We start from the raw sequence: 17,378 nt of genomic DNA on the forward strand, positions 1-17,378 counted from the left end.
TTGTGATTGGAAGTGTTATTGAATGCCAACAAAAAACGTTTATCTATACGTATTTAACACAATGTCAGACTGGGAATATGGATATTTAATTGCAGAACTAAACACAGGAAGATATTTCAAAAAAGATGCAGTACCTTTACAAGTAGTTACAGTAGGAGCTAATAAAGAAAATATCAGTACGATGGGGGGGCTGAGCATAGAACCAGATATTTCACTTGATGAGTGTAATCTAGAGAGTAAAGATCTTTTAATTCTGCCTGGAGGGACCACTTGGGGAGAAGCTATTCATCAGCCAATCATGAAGAGGATTGGCGAAGCTTTAGAGCTCGGTACTATTGTTGCTGCGATTTGCGGTGCAACTGAGGCTCTAGCGAATATGGGTTACTTAGATTCTATAAAACACACAAGCAATGACCTAGAGTATATGAAAATGGTCTGCCCTAATTATAAAGGAGAAAAATATTATGAGATGGTACCTGCGGTATCTGATGAGAATTTAGTTACTGCATCAGGGGTTGCGCCTCTGGAATTTACGATGGAAGTATTGAAAGTATTAGATGTAATAGCACCAGACACATTACATTCATGGTATAACCTGAATAAGACTCATAAACCTGAATACTTCTTCCAGTTAATGACTTCAATGAATAGTTGAGCTAATTCTCCGGCAGATTCAGTGAAATTCAGCAATTTGAGGACAGCTGCAAGCTATGCTATGTTCGAGGACCAGAGGGATTGATTCTGGAAGGTTAAAAGAACCGATTAAAAATCGGTTCTTTTTTCTTTATACGCCATTTTTCTTTATGAAGTGCTCCTTCTTGCATCATAGAACGTTTGTTCTTATAATAAAATATGTAAATAATTTCTAATGAGAGAGGCGGAGCAAACCATGAAAAACGGCAAGAGAAAAAGAACGATGGAAATTGAAGATATGATCAAGCTATATCTTGAAGGGAAGGGGACCACTGAGATCGCAGAAGCTGCAAATGTCTCTCCAAGGTATGTCAGATTAGTTCTGACTGAAAATAATGTCCCAAAGAGGCCTTTTGGTGATTGGAAAAGAAAATATCAGCTCAATGAGCATTATTTCAAAGTCTGGTCCAACAATATGGCTTACATATTAGGGTTTTTCATCGCCGATGGTTTTATTGCCAGTTCACAGCAAACGGTCAGCTTCGCACAGAAAGAAAAATACATCCTTGAAAAAATTAGAGATGAAATGGGATCAAACCAGGTTTTATACCAAAATAAAATTACCGGGGTTTACAGCTTGAATTTGAACAGCAAAGTCTTAAAAGAAGATCTTATTAATATTTTTGGGATCACCTCTAATAAATCCATTGAAGTTGAATTTCCTGCAGTTCCGGATGAGTATTTAAGCCACTTTATGAGGGGTTATTTTGATGGTGACGGCAATATTAATTATAAAGGATATTTTATTAACTTCGTTGGCGGATCATTTAGCTTTATGAATACTCTATGTGACTTGTTAGATAAAAAAGGATTTCATCCAGTACTTAAACAATACAGCAGCAAGCATTATAGAGTTTATGTGAGCGGCAGAAAAACCATAAAAGAATTCAGCGATTGGATTTACAAAGACAAAGAACTGTTCTTACATCGAAAATATGAATTATTCCAGCAAGAAAAGCTGCCGATTGAAATGCTTGAAGATAAAATGAGAAAGTTCCGGGAAAAACGTGATGATCAAATCAGAGAGCAGCAAGCCTTGTATAACTGGAGGTAAAATAAAAAGGGAAGTCAGGAAACCGGATCCTGACTTTTAAATATTTTTTCAGGTAGACATAATATATATTCTAGGCAGTTGCACAAACTGAACAAATTCCTGTCTCAATCGAAAAGTATTCTTTTAGTTTTGAGACAAAATGAAAATTTTCATTATAATTGCTTCAATACGTTTTCATTCTTTTCTAATCTGTTTATTGGTTCCTGGTTAAAGTAATGCCGCAGCAATTGCAGATAATCATTCATTGTAGTTAGATTAATGGATAACAACCCAATTTGATGTTTGTCAGAAATATAATACAAACTGCCATTGCTAAAACTTTGCAAAACTCATCATAAGCAAATGTCGTATAATTACCTTCAATACCTAATATTAGATTGATACCACGCTCAGATCTGCGCCTTATTGCCTTTAAACTCATCATGAAGCCCTCATTTTACTCATATTGTATGTAGAAAGCCAATTTTCATAAAACAGTTTACATAATAAATATATGGAATTATGCTAAAATCCCTATCCGTTTTCCGAAAAATTTGATATTATTCAAGTAATCTCATTATTCAATAAGGAGGTGCAAGATGAAAAAGCCGATTTGGTTATTGTACATCATAGCTTTCAGTTTCTTGATCGTCAATCAGAGCCTTGCTGCTCATACCTTCTTGCATCATACCTCCAAAATATATCTGGATGATGAATATGAGAAGCATGGACAGCAGATCCAAAGTGATGAGGATAAATTTCATGTTCTTTTTGGTGAAGCTGCATCCTTTGAAACCCTGTTAGTAAGCGCTCTGCTTATGTCAGCGGTCTTTTTTACAGCAGCTCTCTGCGATTTCAGATTTCGAAAGTTTTTGCTTAGTGTTTTTTATCAGTCCTCTTATTTTCGAAAAGCATCCCTCCCCTTATAAAACATTAAAAAAGGAGGAATTGGGATGTTTTGGATATTTAGATTTTTTATGATAGCTTGCTTTTCATTTACAGCGATCAGCTTGCTTTCTTTCCAAGGTGTAGAAATTTTCCACGCGTTTCAGGATTTCTTCAGCAATAAGCAAAATTGAGTAAAAGAAGGCAGCATGCCATGGCATGCTGCCTTTTATATATTTGTAAGCTTTTGAAGCAATGCGTTCATCCGCTTGCGGTTCACTCCAAAGTCGTAATATCCCTTCGTGGACTCAGATTTGAAGTGAATCAGCTTCTTTTCCCTGTCTAAAACGAATGCTGCTTTGTCTGTAAACTTCATAACCTTCGTTCTAAACTGGCAATGGAGCGAATGATCATCAATTCTTAGTATATGTGATCCCGCTGTGCTATTCACAGCATCGGTCAGCTTTCTCATCAGCTTTTCTTCTGAAATGCTGTATTTTAGAGGCGGTATTGCATGTGAATGATCTGTATCAATGGTAGAAATACAGCTTTTTTTGTGAATCGGGCAAGGTTCAATTGCCTGTTCTATATTCATTCCTTCTCCTCCTAGATTAGAAATAGCCCAAAGAATGGGCTTCTAGGTGCTACACCTCTTCTGTGATGAAAGATGGACCATTTTCGGTAATGGCAATCGTATGTTCGTATTGCGCAGATAGCTTGCCATCTACTGTTCTGGCCGTCCAACCGTTTTTATCCATCTTGGATTGCCATTTGCCTGCATTGATCATCGGCTCAATCGTAATAACCATGCCTTCACGAAGCCTTGGACCTTTGCCTGCATTGCCGTAATGCAGAATAGTCGGTTCTTCATGAATCGATTTGCCGATCCCATGGCCTGTGAAGTCTCTAACAACAGAAAAGTTTTCGCCTTCTGCATAAGACTGGATCGCATGTCCGATATCTCCTGTGCGGTTGCCTGCAATAGCCTTTGCGATGCCCCTATTCAGAGATTCTTTTGTTACGTCCAAGAGCCGCTGCGTCTCCTCTGAAATAATACCGACCGGATGCGTCCAGGCAGAATCGGCAAGTCCTCCGTTTAAATTCACAACCATATCAACGGTCACGATATCGCCTTCTTTTAAAGGCTTCTTACTCGGAAAACCGTGACAAATTTCATCATTAACTGAAGCACAGGTTGCGAAAGGATAACCCTGGTACCCCTTTTGCTCAGCAGTTGCTCCGTACTTGGCCAAATATTTTTCTGTGAATTGGTCAATTTCCAATGTTGTAATGCCGGGTTTAATCAGCTTGGCTATCTCCCTGTGGCACTCAGCAAGAATTTTTCCCGCTTCCCGCATTAATTCAATTTCTCTTTGACTTTTCAGCGTAATCATACATCATATCTCCCTGCAATGGTTAATTCCTATAAATGCATTATAAATTCTACTCTTTTCTCTAATTCTATGCAAATGGCTGAATTAGAACTGGCTGTTATGCCAGAAGCTTCTCCCAGTCACTTGTATTTTCTAAGATAATATCTGGAGTATGTTCAAATTCACTCGTTTCAGTATTCGGCAGCCACTTTACACCGCACGTTTTCAGTCCTGCCTTTATTCCTGCCTTAATGTCAGAGTCGCTGTCCCCTGCGTATATTGTTTCCGACTTCGCTGTCTGCAGCTCTTTAAGAGCCATTTCAATGCCCTCTGGTGAAGGCTTTGGCTGATCAACGTCATCACCCGTAACAACTGCTTGAAAGAAGCTCTCCATACCAAGCTCTTTCAATGTAATGGACAATCCTCTCTTGCTTTTCCCTGTTACGACTCCTAATTTAATGTCCCTTTCCTGAAGCTTTCGCAAAACGTCCTTAATCTCTTCGTTTTTCTGAATGAACTCCGCATGTCTATCTTCATATTCCTTAAAATAATCTTCTTTTGCTTCTTTTTTCTGATCGCTTTTCAAGTTCTGCTCAATGATTTCTGTTTCTGACGGACCAAACATTCCAATAATTTCTTCTCTGGAGAGATCTGCTCCATCATATTTGTTAAACACCTCTGAGAAAGAATGAACAATATTCGGGATTGTATCAGCAAGTGTTCCGTCAAAATCAAAGATAATTGCTTTCATTAGAAAATAGCCCCTTTCAGTATGAAAATAGTGATATTCTTTCCTTACCCTTAATTGAGTTTCTTCTTTAGCCGTTTTCAGAAAAAGTTTTTAAGTAAAGGCTTCTTTTCCTTATAAAATGCCAAAAAAAATGGTGCAGACATCAGCCTGCACCATTTTTTATTCTTCTTTGCGATATAGCCATGCTTCTTTTACAGATCCTGCTTCCTGCTCATCTAGAGCAAATGATCCATTGGAGTAGCGGTCTGCTTTCCGAAAGGAGCTGAGATCCAATTGTTCTATTCTCCCCTTCTCCGTCTTGGCATTTAGAATAGCGCCATTCTCCGCTAAGAAAGCATTAATAATCCGATGAGGGTTCTTTTTAAGCTCCCTCAGCATGATGAGGCCCCGCTTCGCTCTTGAACTTTTCTCAAATTCCGAAGGGATACTCATTTTTTTGACAGCTCCCCGCTGCGTAATAAGGACAACCTCAGGGCTGCTGTCTTTTTCAAAGGCAAGGCCGCTTACGACAGAATCATCTTCTTTCAGATTGATTCCCTTCACTCCTGCAGCTCTTGCGCCGATTGGCGCTGCTTCTTCTTCAGAGAACCACAGTCCATAGCCGCTTTGTGTTACAAGGAAAATATCATGGCTTCCACTTGTTACATGCACATCAACGAGACAGTCATCACCTTTAAGGTTGATGGCCATCAGTGCTTTTGAATAGCGCTGTGCTTTGTATAGAGAGAGCTCGGTTTTTTTCACCATGCCATTTTTTGTAACAAAGAAGAGATATTTTCCGCTTGTGAACTCTTTTACAGCTATTGCTTTGACAAGCTGTTCATCTCGGTCAAGGTTGACCAGATTGGCAACGTGCTGTCCGGTATCCTTCCATCTGATATCTGGAAGCTCGTGCACAGGACAGTACAGGTAGTTTCCTTTTGAAGTGAACAGAAGGAGCACATCAGTTGTATTGGCTTCCTGCTGGAACAGAATTCTGTCGCTTTCTTTCATGCCGAAGTCCTGCCCTGAGGAAGCTGCAAAAGATCTCTGGCTTGTCCGCTTCACATACCCGTCCTTTGTTGCTGTCACAATCACATCTTCGGATGGAATCATAACCTCAAGGTTGATTTTCAGTTCTTCTATTTCCGCTTCAATCACAGACCGGCGCTCGTCTGCATAGGTTTTTTTGACTTTTTTCAAATCTGTTTTAATAACTTGATTCAGCTTTTTTTCCTGACTTAAAATCGCTTCAAGCTCGCTGATTTTCTTATCAAGCTCATCCGCTTCCTTCTGAAGAGCTGTAATATCCGTATTGGTCAGCCTGTATAGCTGGAGTGTCACAATGGCCTCAGCCTGCGGTTCAGTGAAGCCAAATTGGCTGATCAAATTTTCCTTAGCATCCCGCTTGTCTTTGGATCCTCTGATCACAGCAATCACTTCATCCAGAATAGAGAGGGCTTTCATCAAGCCTTCCACAATATGCTGGCGCTCTTTAGCTTTTCTCAGTTCATATCTCGATCTGTTTGTAATAACTTCTTTCTGATGGTTAATATACGCATCTAAAAAATCCTGCAGCGTCATAAGCTTCGGTCTGCGGTTATAGATGGCCACCATATTGAAGTTATACGGCACCTGCAAATCAGTGTTTTTAAACAGGTAATTCAGGACGCCTGTTGCATTTGCATCTTTTTTTAGTTCGATGACAATTCTTAAACCCGTGCGGTCCGTTTCATCGCGGATCTCATAAATGCCTTCCACTTTCCGGTCAATGCGGCAATCATCTATTTTTTTAACAAGATTGGCCTTATTTACTTCAAACGGTATTTCATCGACAATGATCTGCTGCCTTCCGCCTTTCATGCTTTCGATGCGGGTTTTGCTTCGGATAATAATTTTTCCTTTGCCTGTTTCATAGGCCTTCTTAATGCCCTCTAAGCCTTGGATAATGCCCCCTGTTGGAAAATCAGGACCCTTCATATCCTGCATTAATTCATCAACCGTGCAGTCAGGGTGATCCATTCTCCGGATAACGGCATCTATGACCTCTCCGAGATGGTGAGGGGGAATTTCTGTGGCATACCCTGCTGAGATCCCTGTTGATCCGTTAACAAGCAAATTGGGAAACATGGCAGGAAGAACAACCGGTTCACTGCTGGTATCATCAAAATTCGGAACAAACTCAACTGTTTCCTTGTCAATGTCCCTGAGAAGTTCTGATGCAATGGCAGAAAGCCTTGCTTCTGTATAACGCATAGCTGCTGGAGGATCACCGTCAAGACTGCCGTTGTTTCCATGCATTTCTATCAGCACATTCCGCACTTTCCAGTCCTGGCTCATCCTTACCATGGCCTCATATACGGAAGAGTCACCATGCGGATGGAAATTACCGATGACATTTCCGACCGTTTTAGCAGATTTACGGAAATTCTTATCATGAATATTGCCTTCTGCATACATCGCATACAGAATTCTTCGCTGTACAGGCTTCAGGCCGTCCCGCGCATCAGGAAGGGCCCTGTCCTGGATAATGTACTTGCTGTATCTTCCAAACCGGTCACCGATGACTTCTTCAAGCGGGAGGTCGTGAAATTTTTCTGGTAGTGCCATTATTCATTAACCTCCTCTGCGACCGATAAATTTTCATTTTCGAGAATGTTGCTTTCTTCATCAAGTCCAAAAGCCACATTTTTTTCAATCCATTTTCTGCGGGGCTCTACTTTGTCGCCCATTAGCGTAGTTACCCTTCGCTCAGCTCTTGCAGCATCATCAATTCGGACGCGGATCAATGTTCTTGTTTCAGGATCCATGGTTGTTTCCCAAAGCTGATCGGCGTTCATTTCGCCAAGTCCTTTATAGCGCTGAATCGTATAGCCGCGGCCGACTTTTTTCAGAACATCCTGAAGATCTTCGTCAGACCAAGAGTATTCTACAATTTCTTTCTTTCCAGTGCCCTTGCTCACTTTGTAAAGCGGCGGCAGGGCGATAAACACTTTGCCTGAATCAATGAGAGGTTTCATATACCTGTAGAAGAAGGTCAGCAGCAGTACTTGAATATGCGCGCCATCTGTATCGGCATCTGTCATAATGACAATCTTGTCATAGTTGATATCTTCAACCTCGAATTCAGGGCCGACGCCCCCTCCGATGGCATGAATAATCGTATTGATTTCTTCATTTTTAAAGATATCAGCAAGCTTCGCCTTTTCTGTATTGATTACCTTGCCCCTGAGCGGGAGCACAGCCTGGAAACGTCTGTCTCTTCCCTGCTTGGCAGAGCCGCCTGCTGAATCTCCCTCAACAAGATACAGTTCATTCTTTTGAGGATTCCGTGACTGGGCAGGCGTAAGCTTTCCGCTTAAAGATGTTTCAGAGCGCTTTCTTTTTTTTCCGCTTCTGGCTTCTTCCCTTGCTTTTCTTGCCGCTTCTCTCGCCTGATAAGCCTTGATGGCTTTTCTCACAAGCAATGTGCTCGTTTCAGGATTTTCTTCCAGAAAATAAGCAAGATTCTCGGAAACTACGCCATCTACTGCTGAACGGGCTTCGCTTGTGCCAAGTTTGCCTTTTGTCTGCCCTTCAAATTGAAGCAGCTCTTCCGGAATTCTTACACTCACAATAGCTGAAAGGCCTTCTCTTATATCAGAGCCTTCCAGGTTCTTGTCCTTTTCCTTTAACAGCCCTGCTTTTCTTGCATATTCATTAAAGACGCGTGTCATGGCCGTCTTGGCACCTGATTCGTGCGTGCCGCCGTCTTTAGTGCGCACGTTATTAACGAAAGAAAGAATATTTTCTGAATAGCCGTCGTTAAACTGAAAGGCAAAATCCACTTCAATGCTACTTTGGGTGCCTTCAATGGCTACTACTTGATGAAGAACGTCTTTTTCTTCATTTAGATATTCAACAAACGCTTCAATTCCGGTTTCATAGTGAAACACTTCATGCAAAGATTGTCTTTGATCGATCAATTCAATCTTTAAGCCTTTCAGCAGAAAGGCGGATTCTCTTAAACGCTCGCTTAATGTATCAAAGTTATAAACAGTTGTGCTGAAGATAGACGGATCCGGTTTAAAATGAATGATGGTGCCGGATTTTGAAGTTTTCCCAAGCTTTTCAAGCGTTGTCGCCGGCTTGCCGCCATTTTCGAAACGCTGCTCATAGGTCATGCCGTCCCGCATGATCGTAACGGTAAGCTGTTCGGAGAGCGCGTTTACGACTGAAGCTCCGACGCCGTGAAGACCTCCGCTTGTTTTATATCCGCCCTGGCCAAATTTTCCTCCTGCATGCAGAACGGTGAGAATGACTTCTGGGGTCGGTTTGCCGAGACGGTGCATCCCGACCGGCATGCCTCTGCCTTTATCGGTTACAGAAATACTGTTATCTTTATGAATTTTAACGATAATGTGATCTCCATACCCTGCCAGTGCTTCATCTACTGAGTTATCCACGATTTCATAGACTAGGTGATGAAGGCCTCTGCCATCTGTGCTGCCAATATACATACCAGGCCGCTTTCTGACAGCTTCCAGCCCCTCCAGTACCTGGATGGAATCATCATCATAATTTAATTGCTGCTTAACCAAAAGACGCTAACTCCTTTCAACCTTCCGAATTCCCTCTTGCAGATAGGAACGTATGTTTCCTTATTATTTTAGCTTAATTTCTCTGAACATGCCAACCCTGAGCAGAAAATAGTTCCCTGCTTCCATTTTTCCTTTTTTCTAGAAAATATTTCATGATTGCATGCTGTCCAAGCACTATTTTATCTTTTTCCGCTGAAATCGCAAACCTTATTTAGCATAAAGTCCTTGTTTTTGCATAAGAAAACAGTAAAATAGGCTTCTTGGCAACTATTTTTTTATAATAAATGATTATTTAGAACATAGTTTTATTAAAAAGAAATTGAACTATTTTGAAGGAATGTATTATTCATCATACCATTTATCAGCTGTTTTATTTTTTTCTTTTCTTTAATTATTTAGAACAAGGTTTTATTAGATATGATTATATATAAAAAAACTGCCGGATCGTCCGGCAGTTTTTCTTATTTCAGAACAGCATGGGCCACTTTAATGCAAAGATCCATGATAACTGGATATCCTTTTTCCTTCAGCATGTTATAGGCTTTTTCGTTTGCCAATCCTTGCTGTGCCCAAAAAACATCTGCGTCGGCTTCTAAAAATTCTGCTGCTGTTTCCGGCAGAAATTCGGATCTTCTGAATACATTGACAATATCAATATGCCCTTCTACATCCTTTAGCGATGGAACAGCTTTTACCCCCAGTACTTCCTTGACGGTTGGATTGACTGGAATAATTTCATAGCCCGCATCCTGCATGACCTTGCTCACCATGTAGGAGGTTCTGGAAGGATCATCAGACAGCCCGACAACGGCAATTCGCTTGCTCTTATTTAAAATATCCCGGATTTCATCGCGTTCAGGGTTCCGCATCATGCCAATCACTCCTTTTTTTATTATTTTAATCCCTTAAAATGACGAGTACAAACAATCTAGCTTGTGATGAAATCAGGTTTTTGTAGTTGGATATCCGCTCACATGGTAGAATAGAATTACTTAAGGAAGACTTGCAGCTGCAGCGCTGCATTATTGACCATTAAAAAGGAGTACAAACATGACACTTGCCATTATATTGATCTTAGGTTATTTGCTGGGATCTATTCCTTCAGGGCTGATTGTCGGTAAAATCGGCTATGGAAAAGATATCCGCGAGCATGGAAGCGGCAACCTTGGCGGTACGAACGCATTCAGAACTCTTGGTGTGAAAGCGGGTTTAATTGTAACCATTGCCGATATTTTAAAAGGAACAGCTGCTGCTTCCCTGCCGTTTTGGTTTCATAGCGATCTTCACCCGCTTCTCGCAGGCATCATCGCTGTGATCGGCCATATGTTTCCCGTCTTTGCAGGCTTTAAAGGCGGCAAAGCTGTAGCCACTTCAGCCGGCATTCTGCTTTACTATGTCCCGCTCCTGTTTTTGACTTTGCTCGCCGTCTTCTTTATTATTCTCTACATAACAAAGATGGTGTCGCTTTCTTCCATGCTTTCAGGAGTTTATACCTTTATTTACAGTTTGTTCACGATGGATCTCATCCTGATCATTATCGCAGCTGTTCTGACCATTTTTGTGGTTTATAGACACCGGGCAAACATTAAGCGCATCCTGAATAAAACAGAACCTAAAGTAACCTTTTTTTCAAGAAAAGCTCAATAGTAAAAGCTCGGGGAGTATCATTCCCGGAGCTTTTTTTATCCCTTCCTTTTCGGAAAAGGTGGAAGGTATGTTAAAAACCAGCTGAGCAGAAGCTCTTCCAGTTCATCCAAGTGTTCCATAAAAGAGTGCGCGGCACCCTTCAGCACTGTCATTTGCGACTTGCAGTTAAGCCAAGCCATCCCTTCTTTCGTCAGGTTTGAAAGAATTTTTTCCTCCCAGTCTTCCCCGTGAATAAAGAGAACTGGACAATGAATGCCTGCTAATAGTGTTTTTTGATCTGCCTGCTCAAAATCGAGCAGAATCTGCTTCGTGATCTTCCTGTCCTTCCCATCAGCAGAAACGGTCATATACCCATGCTTTTGCATGTGCAGAAGCTGCTCTTTATCGAAGTAGTCATCCCACTGATATTGTACAGGGCCTGTCCCGGCACCTGAAAGAACCATTGCTTCTGCATTCTGGTCTTTCAGGTAAGCTTCAAGGCATATTCTGGCACCGAGGCTGTGGCCATAGTAACCGATTTTCTGATACCCAAGCTTTTTGACAAAATCTGAGGCAGCGAGCAAGTCTTCTGTTTTCTGACTAACATCTGAGAATGGTCCTTCGCTTTCCCCTGACCCGCTGTAATCAAATAGAAGCACCCCATACCCATTGCGTGAAAGCGTTTCGGCAAAGCGGTCAAATCTCCCTCTTGAAGATTTGTCAGAAAAAAATCCGTGGCTGAACAGAATGAGCGGATGTCCCTCTGATGGATAGAGATGGCCTGCAAGCTTAACTCCCAGCTGATTCATGAAATAGACTTTTTCCATAAAGCAGAGCTCCTTTATTGTAAATATATTGCTAAATAGGAAATGATAACAAAAAGGAAAATATTTTCAAAACTACTATCCTGTTTTACAGAAAACCAGTACTATATATCTAATAAGATAAATGAAGGTGTGACAGTAGATGAAGCGCTTACTTTTGGTTTTTTCCGGGCTGATTGCGATCATTATATGCTTTCTTCTTTTTTACCGCGGACATTTCCTTCCCGAAACGGTAAAAGCAGCTGAAAGTCTTCCTGAAAGACAGAATGGCCTTATTCAAAAAAGTGATATTCTCATAAAGAAAACGGCCGGAATAGCTGAAACTTCAGCTGTTTTCAGCGCCATCGGAGATGTTTTGATTCATAAGCCTCTTTATGAGGATGCTGAAACCCGCGCCGGCCATTATGATTTTGTTCCGATGTTTCAGGATATGAAACAGGTGCTTTCAAAAGCAGATCTTACCTTTGCCAATCAGGAATCAATCGCAGGAGGGGCGGAGCTTGGCCTGTCTACTTACCCTGCTTTTAACAGCCCCTTTGAAATAGAAGATGCTTTGAAATATGCCGGTATTGATGTAGCAGGTATGGCAAACAATCACGCCCTTGATAAAGGGGAAAAAGGCATTGTTAATGCTGCTTCACATTTTGAGATGCTCGGCATTCCTTATGTTGGTGCATATAAAAGCCCTGCTGACGCAGGCACCATAAGGGTGATTGAGAAAAATGGCATCAAGTTCAGCTTTTTGGCTTATACATACAGCACCAATGGATATAAGCCGCCTAAAGGAAAAGAATACCTGGTGAATTATATTGATAAAAAGAAGATAGCGAAAGATCTGAAGGAAGCCAAAAAAGTTTCCGATGCAGTTGTTGTAGCGATGCATTGGGGAACAGAGTATGAAAGAATGCCAAACAGCGGGCAAAAAGAACTTGCCGCATTTTTAGCAAGCCAAGGGGCAAATTTAATTATCGGTTCCCATCCTCATGTTCTCCAGCCTGCTGAGTGGCTGACACAGACAGGCGGAAATAAGACACTTGTAATGTATTCGCTTGGTAATTTCCTATCTGGCCAAAAAGGAGAATATAAGACAATCGGCGGGATGATTTCTGTTAAAGTGAAGAAAAAAACCGAAGGAAACAAGGTTTCCATCGAGCTCGAGCAGCCTGATTTCACCCCTGCAGTTACACTGCATGACAAACAGCATCACTTTCGCGTTAAAAAACTCCAGGATCTGGACAAAGCGAAGGCAGATAAAATTAAACGGTTTGTTCTTCAATCCTTAAAGTGACATGGCACTTGGACACCGTCTTCCACACAGTAAAGATATGGATAAAGCCGCCCTTTTAAAAAGGCGGCTTTATTGAACGAGTGCGTGTTTAAAAGCATAAATGACAGCCTGTGTCCGGTCCTGGACATCCAGTTTGCTGAGAATATTTGATACATGAACTTTGGCGGTTTTTAATGCGATAAAAAGTTCGTCAGCAATTTCCTGATTTGTTTTGCCTTGAGCCATAAGAAGAAGAATTTCCATTTCTCTTCCTGTCAGCTCATCGTGCAGATGCTTCTTTTCTTTTTGCCGCATTTTCATCATCATTTTTCCGGTTACTTCAGGCTCCATTACCGTTTGGCCTTTATATGCCGCTCTTACAGCATTCGCAATTTCATTTGCTCTGGAGGTTTTCAGCAAGTAACCTGAAGCCCCTGCTTCAAGTGCCGGATATACCTTTTCATCATCGAGAAAGCTTGTAACAATCAGTATTTTCGCTTCAGGCCACTTCTCCATAATGTTTCTTGTAGCTTCAATCCCGTCCATCTCATCCATAACCAGATCCATTAAAATAATGTCAGGCTTTAATTGCAGGGCAAGGCGGACTGCCTCCTTGCCGCTTGCTGCCTCTCCGCATACTTCGATATCCGGCTGTGCGGCCAAATAGGATGAAACACCGATTCTGACCATTTCATGATCATCTGCAAACAATACTTTGATCATTTCTTCCCCTCCATTTCCAGCAGCGGAATCTTCACTTCCAGTCTTGTTCCTTTGCCTGGAAGGCTGACTACCTTCATTGAGCCGCCAAGTTCCAGCGCTCTTTCTTTCATATTCTGCAGTCCGTAGGACCCCGTCTTTTCATTTTGTGCATCAAACCCTATCCCGTCATCCATTACTCGAAAGATCACGAGCTGATCTCTTATAATTAAAAGAACTTCAAGAGATTTGGCTTTGGAATGACGCAGAGTATTTGAAAGCGATTCCTGTGCGATCCGGAATAGATGATCTTCTATTCCTTTATCCAAAGGAACATCTTCCATTTTCCAGCTGATTTTCATCGGAACTTTCAGCGACAGTTCGGCAAGCAATTCTTCCACGCCTTCTTTCAGTGTTTTTCCTTTTAGAAGAGCGGGTCTTAAGTGAAGCAAGAGAGCCCTCATTTCCAGCTGAGATTGGTGAATCATCTCTTCTACAAGCTTCAGCTGCTTTGCTCCAGCTTCATCCTCTTCCTTATTCTCATTCACAGCAGACATCAGCATGGAAGCAGCGAAAAGCTGCTGGCTGACTGAATCATGAAGCTCCCTTGCAAGTCTCTGCCTCTCTCTTGAGACAATTTCCTGCACCCGTTTTTCCTGGTCTACTGCTTTTTCATTCGCCAGTTTTTGAGAAAGCTTTACTTGTTCTGACAGATGGGAGCGGATGCTTGATATGTCCTCCCAAATCTCGTTCAGTTCTTGAATGGATTCTTCCTTTTGGCTGCCGGCCGGTTTGCCGTTTTTCAGCTCCTTAAGGGCTGCTGCAATGCCGGCAAACTGCTTTTTAAGAAACAGGCTCTCATACAAACCGTATGCTAATCCTATGAAAAGGCATAAAAAAGGAATAAATAAATAAAATGGCATGTCCATAATTTTCTTTTCTAAAAGAAAAGAGCCTTGTTCAAAAGGAATAACATAAAAATAACTGGCAGCAAGTGCACAAAGAATTGTAAATGAAAGCAGGCAGCTTATGAGAATGGTCCGCCAGAAAAGCGTCATATCCGCTTCACCTCTAAATCTCCGGCAAAAACAGATACCACAATTTTAATCTTTTCAACTGTCTCCTCATATTGGGGGGTTTGATAGGAAAGATTTTGATTGAATGCCTTATGATCACAATGTTCAAACAAATAGAGCGACCCATAAAGCGCAGAATAGCTTACATTGACTTCCATGCCATAAGGTATAAGAATCTGCGTATTTCCGATCGCTTTATGAACAAGAATGACTGCTTCTCCTTTTGGAAAAACAGAGTTGCTGAGATCAATCACAGTATCACCGAAGCCTGTTTGAATATTAATATCATCCCACTCATAGGCTTTGTCAGGTGTTCTGCTGCTCCCGAAGAATCGGTTAAATAAGAAAGGCTTCTTTTGAATCACATCTTCCTTATTGCCGGAGGATGGAATTAATTCCGGTTTAAGCACAACGGGATGCTTTTTTGATTTGCTGTATAGGTAGAGAAAATAAATCAGAAACGCAAACAGCAAAAATTTAATCGCAAGGGTTTGAAGAAGAGTGATAAAGAAAAAGATGATACCAAACCAGAATAAAAGTTTTCCCACTCCGGAATGAAGTTTTTTCCTTCCGGCATAAATGCAAAGAGCTGTAACGCCAAGAAAAATAATTTTCCCATGATTATCAAATAAAAATTCAAAAACTAAAAGAGCGGCGCCGATAATAAGCAGCATATTGATCGTATCTGTTCTGGATTTTCCTCTCATCGCAGCAGCGCCCCTCCTTTCTAGGTCTTATTAAAAAAATTCTAAGAAGGCATTGTGAATTCCGGGCCTTCTTAGAATACCATATTCTTACTCTTGTTTTGCATCCCTATTTTTGAGTTCATTTTCTAATATGACAATCTTTTCATCTATTGTGCTTCGGAGATAATCATTATTTGCTTTCTGCTCAAGCTGGTGCAAATACTTTTCCATTTCCTCAAAGCGGCTGACTTCACCCGTGTAAGATTGTCCCTCATTAAAGACTCTCTCCATGCGGTGATTTGCCCTTGCCTCATTTTCCTTCCCCATCAGCTCCATGCGCCGAATCTGCATGTCCTTTAGTTTATGCTTCATCTCTTCGTATTTGTACTCAAGATTTTGCAGACTTTCTGCTGCTTGCTCAGAGCTTTTCATAAGCCTCGCTGCTCTTTCTTCATAAATGCCCTGTTCTTTTGCAGCGAATTCATAGAGCTCCATTTCACCAGCCTGGGATGCCACTGATGCCTGATGCTTTCTTTTTGCTGCAAGCTCACTTGCACTGCTGAGCTCTTTCATTAATTCTTCTTTTAAAAGCGCTTGTCTGTCCACCAATTTTCTAACTCTTTCCGTTTCAATCTCACATTCTCGCAAATAATGATTCAACAAAGCAATCGGGTGATCCTTTTCTTTAGAATCAAATAGCTCCTGCAAGTCAGCCTCAACGGTTTGCCTGATGCGGTGAAAAAGGTTTCCCATCATAATCTCTCCTTTTGTATTATTTTCTTTTCAATTCTTCCCATTGCTTTTCAAAGCTTGTAAATGGGTCCTGTTTTTTAGTGACATTTTCTTTTTTCTCAGTTTTCCACGATTTCATCACAAAATAGAGTAAACATAGTGCTGCAACTCCCAGGAGTGCCGGGATGTTCGCTGCAGCTGACAGTAAAGCGACAAGCACGAGAGCCCCCCACAGTACTTTCTTTCCGCCTGAATTTGCCCTTAAAAATCCTCTTACTGCAAAATACATGAGCACGAGGCTGATGGCCATTCCAATCATATGCCCTGCGTTTGCCAAGAGCAGCACTGCTCCTGTAATCCCCAGCAGCACCAAACCTGCTTTTTTCATTTTTATTTTCCTCCCTTCCATGTCTTTATCTTAGCCTGTTACTAAATCATTCATAATGAGCTGCAGCTATATTTTGCAGTAAGACCAGAGGCTTAGTCAGTGTAAGTCTTATTACGATTTTTGGTTTTTAAGTAGGTTATTTAGAACATAGTGTAATTAGAATTTATTGGGTTTTTTTCATCAGGAATCAGCTTTGCAATCTGGCTGCAAATTTTTAAAAAAAGGGTACTAACCAGCTTTTCTTGGTCTCTTCATCAGAATAATTTTTTATAGAAATAATTGTTTATTTAGAACATAGTTTTATTAAAATTTGATAACGGATTATTGTCAATTTTTGGTTTTAGGTTATTCATGTTCTTTTGGAACATGGTTTTTTTAGAATAAATTATCGTCTTCTTTGCTTGTTTGAGAACCGGCGCTTATAATAAAAGAAAAGTGATGGGAAGTGATGCCTGATGAAACTCACAGTCAGTGATGAAGCAGCTGCCTGGTACAAAAATGAACTGGATCTTGGTGAAGGTGATGCTCTCCGCTTTTTTGTCCGTTACGGAGGAAACAGTGTGATTCACAGCGGCTTTTCTCTTGGAGTCATGCCAGGCATTCCTGACGAAGCCGCAGCAGCAGCTGAAAAGAGCGGCATAACCTTTTATATTGAGGAAAGCGACAGCTGGTATTTTCGGGATCATGACTTGACGATTCTGATGGAAGAGAAAACAGCAGAGCCTGAATTTTCCTACATAGAAAGAAACTAATACGAAAAAACCGCACTGGAACTTCAGTGCGGTT

At 41.2% G+C, this 17,378-nt stretch carries 18 protein-coding genes; 6 read left to right on the top strand and 12 right to left on the bottom strand.

What is annotated here, in order from left to right; translation table 11 throughout:
• Positions 1-22: 22 nt before the first annotated feature.
• The 3 genes from LRR81_RS05245 to LRR81_RS05255 all read left to right on the top strand — a co-directional run bounded on the left by LRR81_RS05245 (position 23) and on the right by LRR81_RS05255 (position 2,655).
• Positions 23-655 carry a type 1 glutamine amidotransferase family protein gene (locus LRR81_RS05245; protein ID WP_231788221.1) on the top strand — a complete coding sequence of 211 codons (633 nt, stop codon included), beginning with the start codon at positions 23-25 and terminating at the stop codon, positions 653-655.
• 234 nt (positions 656-889) lie between these two features.
• Positions 890-1,747 (top strand): LAGLIDADG family homing endonuclease, encoded by an 858-nt coding sequence (locus LRR81_RS05250; RefSeq protein ID WP_231788222.1) that lies wholly within the window; start codon positions 890-892, stop codon positions 1,745-1,747.
• 578 nt (positions 1,748-2,325) lie between these two features.
• Positions 2,326-2,655: a hypothetical protein gene (locus LRR81_RS05255; RefSeq protein ID WP_231788223.1), complete on the top strand. Its 330-nt coding sequence runs from the start codon at positions 2,326-2,328 to the stop codon at positions 2,653-2,655.
• Between the two features lie 185 nt (positions 2,656-2,840).
• Here the strand turns inward: LRR81_RS05255 and LRR81_RS05260 are convergent, their stop codons facing one another.
• The 6 genes from LRR81_RS05260 to LRR81_RS05285 form a co-directional block, all read right to left on the bottom strand.
• Positions 2,841-3,206 (bottom strand): DUF1499 domain-containing protein, encoded by a 366-nt coding sequence (locus tag LRR81_RS05260; RefSeq protein WP_231788224.1) that lies wholly within the window; start codon positions 3,204-3,206, stop codon positions 2,841-2,843.
• A gap of 49 nt (positions 3,207-3,255) precedes the next feature.
• On the bottom strand, positions 3,256-4,005 hold the full coding sequence (map, locus tag LRR81_RS05265) for a type I methionyl aminopeptidase (protein WP_231788225.1): 750 nt from the start codon (positions 4,003-4,005) through the stop codon (positions 3,256-3,258).
• A gap of 97 nt (positions 4,006-4,102) precedes the next feature.
• The gene (locus tag LRR81_RS05270) at positions 4,103-4,735 is read right to left on the bottom strand and encodes an HAD family hydrolase (RefSeq protein WP_231788226.1); all 633 of its coding nucleotides are present in this window, start codon (positions 4,733-4,735) and stop codon (positions 4,103-4,105) included.
• 159 nt (positions 4,736-4,894) lie between these two features.
• A complete protein-coding gene (gene parC, locus LRR81_RS05275; protein WP_231788227.1) occupies positions 4,895-7,324 on the bottom strand; it encodes a DNA topoisomerase IV subunit A in 2,430 nt (809 codons plus the stop codon).
• Positions 7,324-9,294: a DNA topoisomerase IV subunit B gene (gene parE, locus LRR81_RS05280; protein WP_231788228.1), complete on the bottom strand. Its 1,971-nt coding sequence runs from the start codon at positions 9,292-9,294 to the stop codon at positions 7,324-7,326. The genes parC and parE overlap by 1 nt, the downstream gene beginning before the upstream one ends.
• A gap of 461 nt (positions 9,295-9,755) precedes the next feature.
• Positions 9,756-10,163, bottom strand: a complete 408-nt coding sequence (locus LRR81_RS05285) for a CoA-binding protein (RefSeq protein WP_231788630.1) — start codon at positions 10,161-10,163, stop codon at positions 9,756-9,758.
• A gap of 181 nt (positions 10,164-10,344) precedes the next feature.
• On the opposite strand from LRR81_RS05285, the gene plsY reads away from it, so the two are divergent.
• Positions 10,345-10,941, top strand: coding sequence for a glycerol-3-phosphate 1-O-acyltransferase PlsY (gene plsY / locus LRR81_RS05290; protein WP_231788229.1), 597 nt, complete (start codon positions 10,345-10,347; stop codon positions 10,939-10,941).
• A 35-nt stretch (positions 10,942-10,976) separates the two neighbouring features.
• Here plsY and LRR81_RS05295 read toward each other — a convergent pair whose 3' ends face one another.
• Positions 10,977-11,747, bottom strand: coding sequence for an alpha/beta hydrolase (locus LRR81_RS05295; protein ID WP_231788230.1), 771 nt, complete (start codon positions 11,745-11,747; stop codon positions 10,977-10,979).
• A 139-nt stretch (positions 11,748-11,886) separates the two neighbouring features.
• On the opposite strand from LRR81_RS05295, the gene LRR81_RS05300 reads away from it, so the two are divergent.
• Positions 11,887-13,032, top strand: a complete 1,146-nt coding sequence (locus LRR81_RS05300; protein ID WP_231788231.1) for a CapA family protein — start codon at positions 11,887-11,889, stop codon at positions 13,030-13,032.
• A 69-nt stretch (positions 13,033-13,101) separates the two neighbouring features.
• Here LRR81_RS05300 and LRR81_RS05305 read toward each other — a convergent pair whose 3' ends face one another.
• From LRR81_RS05305 to LRR81_RS05325, 5 genes are all read right to left on the bottom strand, one after another.
• Positions 13,102-13,734: a response regulator transcription factor gene (locus LRR81_RS05305; protein WP_231788232.1), complete on the bottom strand. Its 633-nt coding sequence runs from the start codon at positions 13,732-13,734 to the stop codon at positions 13,102-13,104.
• The gene (locus tag LRR81_RS05310; protein ID WP_231788233.1) at positions 13,731-14,768 is read right to left on the bottom strand and encodes a sensor histidine kinase; all 1,038 of its coding nucleotides are present in this window, start codon (positions 14,766-14,768) and stop codon (positions 13,731-13,733) included. The genes LRR81_RS05305 and LRR81_RS05310 overlap by 4 nt, the downstream gene beginning before the upstream one ends.
• Positions 14,765-15,493 (bottom strand): cell wall-active antibiotics response protein LiaF, encoded by a 729-nt coding sequence (liaF, locus tag LRR81_RS05315; RefSeq protein ID WP_231788234.1) that lies wholly within the window; start codon positions 15,491-15,493, stop codon positions 14,765-14,767. The genes LRR81_RS05310 and liaF overlap by 4 nt, the downstream gene beginning before the upstream one ends.
• Before the next feature lie 87 nt (positions 15,494-15,580).
• Positions 15,581-16,225, bottom strand: a complete 645-nt coding sequence (locus LRR81_RS05320) for a PspA/IM30 family protein (protein ID WP_231788235.1) — start codon at positions 16,223-16,225, stop codon at positions 15,581-15,583.
• A gap of 19 nt (positions 16,226-16,244) precedes the next feature.
• Complete coding sequence (locus LRR81_RS05325) at positions 16,245-16,592, bottom strand: lmo0954 family membrane protein (protein WP_231788236.1); 348 nt, start codon at positions 16,590-16,592, stop codon at positions 16,245-16,247.
• Positions 16,593-17,047: 455 nt separating this feature from the next.
• Here LRR81_RS05325 and LRR81_RS05330 point away from each other — a divergent pair, with 455 nt between their 5' ends.
• Positions 17,048-17,344, top strand: a complete 297-nt coding sequence (locus LRR81_RS05330; protein WP_231788237.1) for a HesB/YadR/YfhF family protein — start codon at positions 17,048-17,050, stop codon at positions 17,342-17,344.
• Positions 17,345-17,378: the final 34 nt, after the last annotated feature.

Source organism: Metabacillus kandeliae, assembly GCF_021166585.1.
Taxonomy (GTDB): Bacteria; Bacillota; Bacilli; order Bacillales; family Bacillaceae; genus Metabacillus_B; species Metabacillus_B kandeliae.